This is a genomic window from Actinomadura sp. 3N407 (assembly GCF_052245875.1).
Taxonomy (GTDB): domain Bacteria; phylum Actinomycetota; class Actinomycetes; order Streptosporangiales; family Streptosporangiaceae; genus Spirillospora.
Genome location: NZ_JBQQBP010000010.1, coordinates 275,921 through 288,122 on the forward strand (window position 1 = coordinate 275,921; position 12,202 = coordinate 288,122).

The window sequence follows — 12,202 nt, forward strand, 5'->3', positions numbered from 1 at the left end:
GGAGCATGGTGAAACTCGTCGGAAAGCTTGAGGCGCCGAAGGCCCTGGCGCACAAGCTGGGTCAGAAGCTGGGGCGCCGGGGCATCATCGGTGTCTCGGTGGCCGCCGCCCTGGTCGTGGTCTTGGCGGGCTATCTGCTGGTCTCCGGATCGGGAGACGACGGCGGTGCACCGGGCTCCTCGGTGGCGCGCGGCGGCGACGGCGGCGCGGTCGCCGCCGAACCCGGGAACGTCGGCGACACCGGCCGGGGCGACTCCCAGGATCCGAAGAACCTGGGGCAGGCCTTCGGGCTCGAACCGGTGATGGGCCGGTGGCGCCACAATGAGGCCGGGACCGGTGCCTGGATCCTGACGGTGGACAAGGCGGGCGCCCTGCACTCCAAGGAGAGCTCCGTCCCCGAGCAGCTCGGGCAGATCGAGCCGGCGGCCGGACGCACCTTCGAGCTCATGATCCAGGATCCCCGTGCCGGGGGGACCGCCGCCTACACGGCGCGGCTGTCCCCGGACGGCAAGACCCTGGAAGTGGGCATCGGCACCACCAAGGTCCGCAAGTTCGCGAAGATCGGCTGACCGCAACCGCGGTGCACGATCCCGGCCCGCATCACCGGAAGGTGGGTGCGGGCCGGGGCGTGTCCGGGTCCGCCGGGACGCGTCCCGGGTCCGTGTCCTCTCCGGCCGCTACCCGGCCTCTTCGAGGACCTCGATGACGCCGGGGTACAGCTTCGGGTTCCATCCGCCGCCGCCCCGCCTGAGCCGGCACGCGCGCGTGGTCATCTCCGCGAGGTAGAGCCATCCCACGAGGGGACGCAGCGGCGTGGGGACGCCGAACGGCTCGAGTTCGTCCCGCGCGGCGTCCCGCACCGCTCGCACCGCGTCGGCCAGGGGCCGGTCACGCAGGATGAAAGCGACCTGGAAGCGCCAGTGCAGCAGGTCGAACCCCAGCGGGGCCTCGGCGGTGCTGTGCTCCCAGTCCCAGATCTGCGGTACCCCCTGATGCCAGCCGAGGTTCCACGGCACCCAGTCGCCGTGCCAGCGGCCCACGGGAAGTTCCGCGGTTCCGTGGGCCGCCTCGACGCGCTTGAGGAAGCCGCCGAGGGCGTCGGCGAGCCGCGGTTCGGTGAGGCTCTGCCGCAGCACCTCCAGTTCGCCGCGCAGTGAGCGCCACAGTGCCGAGCTGACCAGCGGCCGGGATCCGGTGTCGCCGCTTTCGGCGATGTCCAGCATGACGCGCGGGCCCGGCGGCGTGTCGGGATCGGCGTGGCCGCGCAGGCGTGCGGGGAGCGGCGCGGTGACCGTCACCAGCCGGTCGCGCCACGGGCCGTGATGCAGCAGCCGGGGCACCCCCAGCCGCCCGCCGGCGCCGGTTCCGCTCAGCGCGGCGGTGACCTCGGCGGTGACCTCGGCCTCGGTCCGGACCAGCGCGCGGGTGGCGTCGTTCCAGCCGACCTTGGCGAAGCCGGCCAGGGCGCCGGTCCGGTCGAACAGCCGCAGCGTCGGCTTGCTGTTGGGGCGCAGCGGCCGGACGCCGACGCCGTAGGTCAGGCCGGGCACCTTGAGGACGGTCTCCAGATGCGCCCGCAGCGCGTGCCCTGCGGGGTCGGCGGCCAGCGCCTCCGGCGCCATCCCCACGGTGATCCGGTCCCGCAGCAGGAGCCGCGCCAGCCCGGTGGAGAAGCCGAGGCCGAGGCCGGCGCGGACGAGGCGGTCCTTGCGCGACCCCTGTCCGGAGCCGGACAGGCTGGCCGCGGCCGTCCGTCTGCTCGTCATGGGGACGAGGAAACGCGCCCCCTTCGCTCTCGGCACCGGCGCGAAGGTCTCCGTCGGCTCGAAGCCGCCGGGGAGGTCGCCGAGGGTGGCCAGTGTCCGCGGGTCGCCCGGCGGCCACAGCTGCTCCATGAGGGCGCGCAGCTCGGGGGAGGGAGTGGGGGACGTCATCGTCGTTTCCTGGATCGTGTGGTGCGGTCAGTCCTGCGTGCCGTGGCCCCGCGTGCCGTGGCCCTGTTCGTCGTGGCCTTGCTTGCCGTGACGGAGGCGATGGAAAAGGACCCGGGTCAGGTAGGCGCCGAGTTCGATGGTGTAGCGGCGCCAGAGCCGGCGGGGTTCGCGGGCCAGCCGGTACAGGAAGCCGACGCGCAGCTTCAGGACCCAGGCCGGGTAGTAGTCGCGCCGTTCGGCGAGGTGCTCGAAGTAGGCGCCGCACGTGATGATGACGGGCGCGGTGAGGCGGTCGCGGTACTCGGTGACGAACCGCTGCTGGAGCGGGGTGCCGAGGCCGACGTGCAGGATGTCGGGGGACGCGTCGTTGATCTCGGCGACGAGCCGTTCGGCGGTCTCGGCGGGGAGGCGGCCGTGCTCGTCGGCCCAGTGGCCGTGCTGGGTGCCCGCGATGTTCAGGCCGGGGTACCACTTCTGGACGTTCGCCGCGGCCTGGTCGGCGACGCCCGGGGCGTTTCCGAACAGGAAGACCCGCCAGCCCTCGTCGGCGGGCTGCCCGAACAGGTCGTCGGTGAGGTCGTCGTTCGCCATCCGGCCGGGGACGGGACGCCCGAAGATCTTCGCGGCCAGCACGACGCCCCAGCCGTCGGGGAGGTTGAGGTCGAAGCCGTTCATGAGGTCGCGCAGCCCGGCGTCCTTCTGTGCCTTGAGCACATAGTCCGGGTTGGCGAAGGTGACGGTCAGCTTCGTCTGCTCCTTGACGGCCGCCGCGACGAGCGACCGGAACTGCTCGACGCCGGTGCGGCTGACCCGCACGCCGAGGACGTCGACGGTGTCATGCGGCCATCGTTGGTCCACGCTTGCTCTGCTCTCCTGACGCGCCGGATCGGCCGGGGGATACGGCCGGAGAGTGCAGCGTATCCCGGTTGCGGGCGGTACGTCGGAGGACGAGCCAGCCGGCCGCGGCGGCGACGATCAGGGCGAGGAGCGTCCACCCGAGGGGGGCGGCGCCCAGGCCGAACATCTTCAGTGAGGACGCGACGAGGACCAGGACCAGGAAGCGTCGGATGAGGGCGCTCGGGGCGCGCGAGGAGATCTTCGAGCCGAGGTAGACGCCGGGGATGGAGCCGGCGAGCAGGGCGGCGGTGACCTCCATCCGGAAGTCGCCGAAGAGCAGGTGGCCGACGGCGGCCGCGAACACCAGCGGGACGGCCTGGAGGAGGTCAGTGCCGACGAGCTGGTTGGCCTTGAGCGCCGGGTAGAGGGCGAGCAGCGCGACGATGATGAGGGAGCCGGAGCCGACCGAGGTGATGCCGACGACGAGCCCGCCGACCAGGCCGACCATCAGGGTCGGCAGGGGGCGGACCTCGACCTCGGGGGCCTCCCCCTTCCCTTCGCTCTCGGGGGCTCCGGCGCGCCGCCGGTGGGACATGTAGGCGCGCAGCACGAGCCCGGCCGCCGCGATCATCAGTGCGACGCCCATCGCGATGCTGATGACGTTCTCGACCGAGCCGCCGTGGCCGAGGGCCTTCGCGAGCAGGACGCCGGAGAACGCGGCGGGCACCGAGCCGGCGCAGAGCCAGCCGACCAGCCGCATGTTGATCGTGCCCTGGCGGTAGTGGACCGCGCTGCCGACGGGCTTCATCACCGCGGCGGCCACCAGGTCGCTGGACACGGCCGCGAGCGGGCTGACGCCGAAGAACGTCACGAGCATCGGCGTCATGAGGGCGCCGCCGCCCATGCCGGTGAGCCCGACGATGATGGCGACGAGGAACGACCCCAGCGCCATCGCCCAATCGAAGTCCATCAACATGACCTACCAGCTATGTAGGAAAACTTGCGTATACCCTAGGGCACTCGACCCGGGTGTCGTAACCCGGGTGCGCAGGTACAAACGGGACAGGTTGGACGATCTACGTCCGGTGGGACGGCCGGGACGCTACGCGGGCCGCACCCAGCCGCCCTCCACCAGCAGGTCGATGACCCTGCCGACGGCCTCGTCCGGCGCCAGCCGCGACGTGTCGAGGGTCAGGTCGGCGTCCTCCGGCTCCTCGTAGGGGTCGGAGATTCCGGTGAACTCGGGGATCAGGCCCGCGCGCGCCTTGGCGTACAGGCCCTTGCGGTCACGGCGCTCGCACTCCTCCAGCGGCGTCGCGACGTGCACGAGGATGAAGTCGCCCACGGCGGACACCATCCGGCGCACCTCCGCTCGGGTCGCCGCGTACGGCGCGATCGGCGCGCAGATCGCGGTGCCCCCGTGCCGGGTGATCTCGGCGGCGACGAACCCGATCCGCCGGATGTTGAGGTCCCGGTCGGCGCGGGAGAAGGTCAGGCCCGCCGACAGCATCCGCCGCACGACGTCGCCGTCCAGCAGCGTGACGGTCCGGCCGCCGCGCTCGATCAGGGCGTCGGCCAGGCCGCGCGCGACCGTGGACTTCCCGGAGCCGGACAGGCCGGTGAAGAACACCGTGATGCCGCGGGAGAGCTTCGGGGGCCGCGCGAGCGCCAGTTCGGCGGCGACGGCGGGCGGGGTGAACCAGTCGGGGACGGGCTCGCCGGCGTCCAGCAGCTCGCCGAGCCGCTCGGGCGTCAGTTCCGCCTGGACATGGTCGGGCTCGATCCGCGCGACCGGCCGCCAGACCTCCACGTCGGCGTCGTAGGCCCACGGCTCGGGCACCACGACCGGGATCGCGGTGCCCTCGATCTCGCGGTCGGCGAGCAGGTGGGTGGCGCCGTACGCGGCCGCGATGTGCGCGTGCATCAGCACGTCGCGCTCCTCCTGAGCGCCCGCGTCGCCGCGGGCGGGGAGCGGAACGGGGATGATCTGGGTGCCGTCCGGCAGTTCCCTGCGGACGCCCAGCAGGGCCCGGACGAGGGACTCGTCGTGCTCGCCGCTCAGCATCGCCAGGACGAGGACCTCGGCGCCGAGCCGCTCGGCGACCTGCCGGAGCTGCCCGAGCTGCTTGCGGTGCAGGAATCCGCGGGTCGCCACCGCGAGCACGTTCCCGTCGTGGCGGGCGAGTTCGTCGGGGCGGCGGCGCAGGCCGTGAAACGGGCCGTGCGCGGGGGCGCGGAGGGCCTCCAACGGCCCCGCGAGCCGCCAGGCCTGGCTCGTCGGGTCCTGCCACGCCTCGGTCACCCGCAGGACGGCGAGCGGCACGCCCTCCGGGTCCTGCAGGACGATCCGCTCGTGCTCGGTCAGCTCCTTCGGGACCGACAGGGTGACCGGGACCGGCCACGGGGTGCCGTCGGCCAGCCGGCCTCCGGCGATCACCATGGCGGTGTCGAAGGAGCCGAGGAAGCCGGTCAGCGGGCGGTGCACACCGGCCAGGATCAGCTCCAGGTCGGCGAGCTCCACCGGATCCGGGGTCCAGACGGGCAGGTCGCGCAGCGTGTCGGAAAGGCCGGCTTCGGCGGTCACCGCGATCTCCGATCCCGCCCGGCGCGGTGGCCGGGCTGGTCCGTGTGCATGGGAGTTCCCGCTGGAAAAATACTGTGCCGACCTGGGAGCACGCACCTTCGCCCGTCGGTGCGGGTGCTCAGATGACCCGGGCGAAACGGTTCTCGGGCTTGCGGATGACGAACGTGACCTCGCTGTGGTCTGCGGTGAGGCGTCCCCGGCTGATCGCCGACACCAGGCGGCACAGCAGCTCGGCGGGGCCGGTTCCGGCCCCGAGCGCGTCTATGGACTGCCGGGAGGTGTACTCCTCGGAGATCACCAGCCCGCGCATCACGCAGTACCACTGGATGCCGGACCGGGACGCGACCCGGTCGTAGGTCGCCGGAGGCGGGCTCGTCCGGACCACCGGCCGGGGTGCCGGCCGTGCCGGGAGCGCCGGCCGTGCCGCACGCCCGGTGCCCGCGGCGTCGTCCCGCCCGGCGCCGCGTTCGGCACGGGACCCGGAGGCGCCGTTCCCGGAGGCGCCGTTCCCGGATGCGCCGTTCCCGGAAGTGCCCTCCCCGGAGGCACCGTCCCCCGACGCGCCGCTCGCGGACGCGTCGTCCCCGGTCGCGTACGAGACGCGGGCGTGCGCGCCGCGCGGCCCCCGCCCGGGCCGGTCGCGCCGCCGGCGGCGGCCCGAGGCGTGCATCCACCGCGGGAGCGCCCGGTCCAGGAAGCCGAACGCGGTGTTGCGGTCGCGCAGGTGGACCAGCAGCAGCCCGCCGGGCTTTAGCGCGGCGACGAACCGGTCGAGCACCAGTTCGGCGTGCGGGATGCGCTCGATCAGGTACGAGGCGTGGACGACGTCGTACGCCCGCGGCGGCAGCGGCACGGTGCGCAGGTCGCCGAGGTGCCAGGCGTCCAGGTCCGGCCGCTCGCAGGTGTAGGCGCGCAGGTCGGGGACGTCCATGTCGACCCCCGTGACGTGGTGTTCGCGGTCGCCGAGGTCCAGTCCCGTACCCCAGCCGCAGCCCGCCTCCAGGATGTGGATCCGCTGCAGGGGCTTCTCTTGGGCGTACTGGCGAGCGCGTTCTGAGAAGAGATCGCCGTCGTTGATCGGCGGCGTACGCAGATCGGTCACGGTATCGCAGCGTAATCGTCCGACTGCGCTCCGTCCGCTATTTGCCCATTCTTGGTAACCGTCGTGTCGCCCTGCGTGCACCAGCGTGACCTGCGCCATCGTCTGAACGGGCGGTGGCCGCGGGCGCGTACTCTGGTACGCGGTACCGGGGTCCCCTTGGATTCCGGCTTTTCGGGCTGCCCTGCCACGGGGTGAATGGCGAATTAGCGGGCGAAGATGACGCTTTCTGGACTTGTTGACCTTGCGTGCACCGATCCCGGTCTGGAGCGCGCCCTGGAACAGGCGCGCGTGGACACCGAGGTCGTCGCGCCCGCCTCGCTGTGGCCGATCCTGGCCGCGGCGCTGAGCCGTACCGTCAGGGCGCGCGGCGGGGGCGCGATCCTCGCGGTGACCGCGACCGGCCGCGAGGCCGAGGACCTGACGGCGGCGCTGTCGAGCCTGCTCGACCCGGGCCGCGTGGCGCACTTCCCGGCGTGGGAGACACTGCCCCACGAGAAGCTGTCGCCGCGTTCCGACACGGTCGGGCAGCGGCTCGCGGTCCTGCGCCGCCTCGTCCATCCGGACGCGGTCCACCCGGACGCGTCCGGGGACGGCTCCCCGGACGTCGGGAAGGGCGGCACGCTGGACGTCGTCGTGACGCCGATCCGCGCGGTGCTGCAGCCGATCGTGTCGGGGCTCGCCGACCTTGAGCCGGTGCGGCTCGCGTCCGGCGAGGACGCCGACATGGACGACGCCGTCCGGAACCTGGTGGACGCCGGGTACCACCGCGTCGACCTGGTGGAGAAGCGCGGCGAGATCGCGGTGCGCGGCGGCATCCTGGACGTGTTCCCGCCCACCGAGGAGCATCCGCTCCGCGTGGAGTTCTGGGGCGACACCGTCGAGGAGATCCGCTACTTCAAAGCCGCCGATCAGCGGTCCCTGGAAGTCGCCCAGGCCGAGGCGGTCGGCGGGGTCGGCTGGTCGGGGCAAGCTCGGCTGTGGGCGCCGGCGTGCCGCGAGCTGCCGCTGACGGAGAAGGTGCGGGAGCGGGCGAAGACGCTCGCCGAGGAGCACCCGGCCCTTGAGGAGATCCTCGGCCGGATCGCCGACGGCGACACCGTCGAGGGCATGGAGGCGTTCTCGCCCGTCCTCGCGGAAGGCATGGAGCTGCTGACGGACCTGCTGCCGGACGGGTCGGCCCTGCTGGTGTGCGAGCCGGAGCGGATCCGCACCCGCTCCGCCGAACTGGTCCGGACGAGCCAGGAGTTCCTGGAGGCGAGCTGGGTCAACGCGGCCGCCGGGGGCGAGGCGCCGATCGACCTCGGCGCAGCCGCGTTCCGCTCGCTGGAGGAGGTCCGCGCGCACAGCAGGGAGCTGGGCCTGCCGCGCTGGAGCGTGACGGCGCTGAACCCTGGAATGCGCGTCGAGGCGAGCACCGAGGGGTCAGGGGAGTCGCCCCCCTTGGAAGAGACGGGCGACGCGCTGAACCTGGGGGTGCAGGCGGCGGAGGCCTACCGGGGCGACACCACGCGCGTCATCGGCGACCTCAAGGGCTGGATCGACGGCGGCTGGCGCGTCGTGCTGGTCACCGCCGGGCACGGGCCCGCCGAGCGGCTCGTCCAGCTCATCGGGGAGGAGGGCCTCGGCGCGCGGCTCACCGATATCGCCGGTCCGCCCGAGCCGTCGCTGGTCAACGTGACGACCGGCCTGCTGGAGAAGGGGTTCACCTGGGAGTCGGTCAAGCTCGCCGTGCTGACCGAGACCGACCTGTCGGGGCAGAAGTCGTCCACCAAGGACGCGCGGCGCATGCCGTCGCGGCGGCGCGGCGGCATCGACCCGCTGCAGCTCAAGCCCGGCGACTACGTGGTCCACGAGCAGCACGGCGTCGGACGGTACGTGGAGATGGTCAGCCGGACGGTGCAGGGCGCCACCCGCGAGTACCTGATCCTGGAGTACGCCAAGAGCGACCGGCTGTTCGTCCCGACCGACCAGCTGGAGGAGCTGACACGGTACGTCGGCGGTGAGGCGCCGAGCCTGCACCGGCTCGGCGGCGCCGACTGGCAGAAGGCCAAGTCCCGCGCCCGCAAGGCCGTCAGGCAGATCGCAGGGGAGCTGATCCGGCTGTACTCGGCGCGGATGGCCAGCCCCGGTCACCCGTTCGGCCCCGACACCCCGTGGCAGCGGGAACTGGAGGACGCGTTCCCCTACGTGGAGACGCCCGACCAGCTCGCCGCCATCGACGAGGTGAAGGAGGACATGGAGCGGCCCGTCCCGATGGACCGGCTGATCTGCGGCGACGTGGGCTACGGCAAGACCGAGATCGCGGTGCGCGCCGCGTTCAAGGCCGTCCAGGACGGCAAGCAGGTCGCGGTGCTGGTGCCGACGACGCTGCTGGTGCAGCAGCACATCTCGACGTTCGCCGAGCGGTTCGCGGCGTTCCCCGTCGTGATGAAGCCGATCAGCCGGTTCCAGTCCGACAAGGAGATCGAGGAGACGCTGCACGGCCTGTCGGAGGGCAAGGTGGACGTGGTCGTCGGCACGCACCGCATCCTGTCGTCGCAGACGCGGTTCAAGAACCTCGGCCTGGTCGTCATCGACGAGGAGCAGCGGTTCGGCGTCGAGCACAAGGAGGAGCTGAAGCGCCTCCGGACGCAGGTGGACGTCCTCGCGATGTCGGCGACGCCGATCCCGCGGACGCTGGAGATGGGCCTGACCGGCATCCGCGAGATGTCGACGATCCTGACCCCGCCGGAGGAACGGCACCCCGTCCTGACGTTCGTCGGCCCGTACGAGGAGAAGCAGATCGCCGCCGCGATCCGCCGCGAGCTGCTGCGCGAGGGGCAGGTGTTCTTCGTGCACAACCGGGTCCGCTCGATCAACAAGGTCGCGGCGAACCTGGCGAAGCTCGTCCCGGAGGCGCGCATCGGCATCGCGCACGGCCAGATGAACGAGCAGGAACTCGAACGCGTCATGGTCGACTTCTGGGAGCGGAACTACGACGTCCTCGTGGCGACGACGATCGTGGAGTCCGGGCTGGACGTGCCGAACGCCAACACGCTGATCGTCGACCGCGCCGACATGTACGGGCTGTCGCAGCTGCACCAGCTGCGCGGCCGGGTCGGGCGCGGCCGGGAGCGGGCGTACGCGTACTTCCTCTACCAGCCGGAGCAGCCGCTGACCGAGACCGCCCACGAGCGGCTCGCGACCCTGGCGCAGCACACGGAGATCGGCGCCGGCATGTACGTCGCGATGAAGGACCTGGAGATCCGCGGCGCCGGCAACATCCTCGGCGCCGAGCAGTCCGGTCATGTCGCGGGCGTCGGGTTCGACCTGTACGTGCGGATGGTCGGGGAGGCCGTCCGGGACCTGAAGGAGGGCGGCGGGGAGCCCGAGGCCGTCGAGACGAGGGTCGAGCTGCCCGTCGACGCGCACCTGCCGCACGAGTACGTGCCGGGGGAGCGGCTCCGGCTCGACGCCTACCGCCGCATCGCCGCGATCACGTCCGAGGACGAGATCGGCGCCGTGCACGACGAGCTGAAGGACCGCTTCGGGCCGCTGCCCGTCGCGGTGCTGAACCTCCTGGAGGTGGCGCGGTTCCGGGCGAAGGCGCGCAGGGCGGGGCTCACCGACGTCACCGTCCAGGGCAACTTCATCAAGTTCACGCCCGTGCACCTGCCCGACTCCAAGCAGGTCAGGCTGCAGCGGCTGTACCCGAAGAGCATCCTGAAGCCGGCGACCGACACCCTGCTGGTGCCGGCGCCGAAGACCGCGCCGCTCGGCGGCCGGCCGCTGCGCGACCAGGAACTGCTGAAATGGGCGACCGACCTGGTGGAGGCCCTGTTCCTGGAGGCCGCGCCGGCCGCCGCCGCGCGGTAGCGTTTCACGGCGGTAGTGTGCAGACGCGATCCCCGAGATTGATCAATGAGATGGGAAGTTCCGTGTTCGGTAAGTCCGTGAAGGTCGCGGTGGCCGCCGTGGTGGCGGCCGGCGCGCTGGCCGGCTGCGGCGGCTCGCCGAAGCCGGGGACCGCCGCCCTCGTCGACGGCGACCGCATCACCGTCACCGCTCTCAGCCAGACCGTCCGCGACTGGCGGGAGCAGTTCCGCACGGACCCGGCCGCCAACGAGCTGCGCGCCAACCCGGCGAACCCGGCGCCGCAGCTCGCCGGCGACTCCGAGTCCGACCTGCGGGGCGCGCTCACCCTGCTGATCAACTTCCGGGTCGCCGAGGAGGTGGCCGAGGAGACGGGCGTCGAGATCACCGGGGCGCGGGTCGACGACGCCGTCGAGAGCCTGAACCGGCAGGGCGGGGCCCAGTCGATCACGCTGGCGAGCGGGCTGCCCCGCGATCGCACTCGTGACCTGGCGCGCCTGGTCGCCACGCAGATCGCGGTGATGGAGCGCTTCGGGGCGGACCTCACCAACCGGTTCAACCCGGCGACGCAGCGGGCCGGGCAGAAGTGGAACGACCTGTTCCGGCGCACCGCGGACGACATGGAGATCGAGATCAACCCGCGCTACGGGAACTACGACCCCGGCAAATTCGAGGTCGACCCCGTCGAGCACCGGCTTTCCAGCCCCGATTCGGGTATCTGAGACCCGAGGGCTGACGAGGGGCTGACGAGGGGCTGACATGGGGCTGACGCTGCTCGCCACCACGCACCGGGTGGCGCCCGGACTGCTGTCCTGGCGTGCCTGGGACGCGCTCCGGTCGGCTCCCACCGTCCGGGTCCGTGAAGGGCACCCGCTGCTGGCGCCCCTCCGCGACGCCGGGATCGTCCCGGAGATCGTCGACGCGCCGGACGCGTCCCGGCTGGTCGCGGACGCGCGGAGCCGGGACGTCCTGTGGGTGGCCGGGCCCGAGGGCGACGAGGCGCTGATGCGCGAGATCGGCACCCTGGTCGTGGACGACCCGCTGGACGTGGAGGTGCTGCACGGGTCCTACGACCTGCCCGGCGCGCGGCTGCTCGACCTGGTGTCGGTGATGGACACGCTGCGCCGCGAATGCCCGTGGGACCGCGAGCAGACCCACGTCACGCTCGTCCCGTACCTGCTGGAGGAGGCGTACGAGGTCCTCGACACCGTCGAGTCCGGCGACTTCGGCGCGCTGCGGGAGGAACTGGGCGACGTGCTGATGCAGGTCGCGTTCCATTCGGTGGTGGCCGCGGAACGCGACGATGAGACCGCGTTCACCATCGACGACGTGGCGGGCGCGATCGTCGACAAGCTCGTCCGCCGCCATCCGCACGTGTTCGGGGACGTGACCGTCTCCGGCGCCGACGAGGTCAACGCCAACTGGGAGCAGATCAAGGCGGCCGAGCGGACGGAGAAGAGCGGTGCGGAGGCGTCGGCGCTCGACGGCGTCCCGATGGGGCAGCCCGCGCTGTCGCTGGCCGCGCAGCTCCAGCGCCGCGCCGCGCGGATGAAGGCCCCGGCCGACCTCGCGGCCGATCTCACGGCGGGCCCCGAAGGCGCCCCCGCGGGCGCCCCGGAAGGCGCCGGTGAAGGCGCGGCGGGCGGCGTTGCGGGGAACGGCACGGGCACGGGGAGCGACCTGGGGGTCCGGCTTTTCGAGCTGGTCCGGGAGGCGGCGGATCGGGGAATTGATCCCGAGTCCGAGTTGCGGACGGTATCCCGGGTATTTCGCGATCGTGTCCGAGCCTGGGAACGACGAGCGCCGCACGACTGATTCGGGCGGTCATCTGGGCGATTTCGACCGGAACATCGATGATGGGGTGGTCCGGCCGGAGATGCACGTTTACGCTAA

Annotated in this window: 9 protein-coding genes; 4 read left to right on the forward strand and 5 right to left on the reverse strand. The window is 72.4% G+C overall.

Annotation, left to right across the window (positions count from 1 at the left end; all coding sequences use genetic code 11):
- The first annotated feature begins 5 nt into the window (after positions 1–5).
- Complete coding sequence (locus ACTWPP_RS25695) at positions 6–569, forward strand: hypothetical protein (protein ID WP_443106906.1); 564 nt, start codon at positions 6–8, stop codon at positions 567–569.
- Between the two features lie 108 nt (positions 570–677).
- On the opposite strand, the gene ACTWPP_RS25700 is transcribed toward ACTWPP_RS25695, so the two are convergent.
- The 5 genes from ACTWPP_RS25700 to ACTWPP_RS25720 form a co-directional block, all read right to left on the reverse strand.
- Complete coding sequence (locus tag ACTWPP_RS25700) at positions 678–1,934, reverse strand: hypothetical protein (RefSeq protein ID WP_443106907.1); 1,257 nt, start codon at positions 1,932–1,934, stop codon at positions 678–680.
- Between the two features lie 27 nt (positions 1,935–1,961).
- Complete coding sequence (locus tag ACTWPP_RS25705) at positions 1,962–2,792, reverse strand: WecB/TagA/CpsF family glycosyltransferase (RefSeq protein ID WP_443106908.1); 831 nt, start codon at positions 2,790–2,792, stop codon at positions 1,962–1,964.
- Positions 2,770–3,741: a sulfite exporter TauE/SafE family protein gene (locus ACTWPP_RS25710; protein WP_443106909.1), complete on the reverse strand. Its 972-nt coding sequence runs from the start codon at positions 3,739–3,741 to the stop codon at positions 2,770–2,772. Before ACTWPP_RS25710 ends, ACTWPP_RS25705 begins: the two co-directional genes overlap by 23 nt.
- 132 nt (positions 3,742–3,873) lie before the next feature.
- On the reverse strand, positions 3,874–5,355 hold the full coding sequence (gene cysC / locus ACTWPP_RS25715) for an adenylyl-sulfate kinase (protein WP_443106910.1): 1,482 nt from the start codon (positions 5,353–5,355) through the stop codon (positions 3,874–3,876).
- A 118-nt stretch (positions 5,356–5,473) separates the two neighbouring features.
- A complete protein-coding gene (locus ACTWPP_RS25720; RefSeq protein ID WP_443106911.1) occupies positions 5,474–6,457 on the reverse strand; it encodes a class I SAM-dependent methyltransferase in 984 nt (327 codons plus the stop codon).
- 216 nt (positions 6,458–6,673) lie between these two features.
- Between ACTWPP_RS25720 and mfd the strand changes: the two genes are divergently transcribed.
- From mfd to ACTWPP_RS25735, 3 genes are all read left to right on the forward strand, one after another.
- Positions 6,674–10,312 (forward strand): transcription-repair coupling factor, encoded by a 3,639-nt coding sequence (mfd, locus tag ACTWPP_RS25725; RefSeq protein ID WP_443106912.1) that lies wholly within the window; start codon positions 6,674–6,676, stop codon positions 10,310–10,312.
- Between the two features lie 62 nt (positions 10,313–10,374).
- A complete protein-coding gene (locus ACTWPP_RS25730; protein WP_443106913.1) occupies positions 10,375–11,031 on the forward strand; it encodes a hypothetical protein in 657 nt (218 codons plus the stop codon).
- A 37-nt stretch (positions 11,032–11,068) separates the two neighbouring features.
- On the forward strand, positions 11,069–12,124 hold the full coding sequence (locus tag ACTWPP_RS25735) for a MazG family protein (RefSeq protein WP_443106914.1): 1,056 nt from the start codon (positions 11,069–11,071) through the stop codon (positions 12,122–12,124).
- The last annotated feature ends 78 nt before the right edge of the window (positions 12,125–12,202 follow it).

What these genes read in the sequence shown, in the direction of transcription:
- ACTWPP_RS25695 (WP_443106906.1), top strand. Translation starts at nt 6, where the DNA reads ATGGTGAAACTCGTCGGAAAGCTTGAGGCGCCGAAGGCCCTGGCGCAC.
- ACTWPP_RS25700 (WP_443106907.1), bottom strand. Translation starts at nt 1,934, where the DNA reads ATGACGTCCCCCACTCCCTCCCCCGAGCTGCGCGCCCTCATGGAGCAG.
- ACTWPP_RS25710 (WP_443106909.1), bottom strand. Translation starts at nt 3,741, where the DNA reads ATGGACTTCGATTGGGCGATGGCGCTGGGGTCGTTCCTCGTCGCCATC.
- mfd (WP_443106912.1), top strand. Translation starts at nt 6,674, where the DNA reads ATGACGCTTTCTGGACTTGTTGACCTTGCGTGCACCGATCCCGGTCTG.
- ACTWPP_RS25735 (WP_443106914.1), top strand. Translation starts at nt 11,069, where the DNA reads ATGGGGCTGACGCTGCTCGCCACCACGCACCGGGTGGCGCCCGGACTG.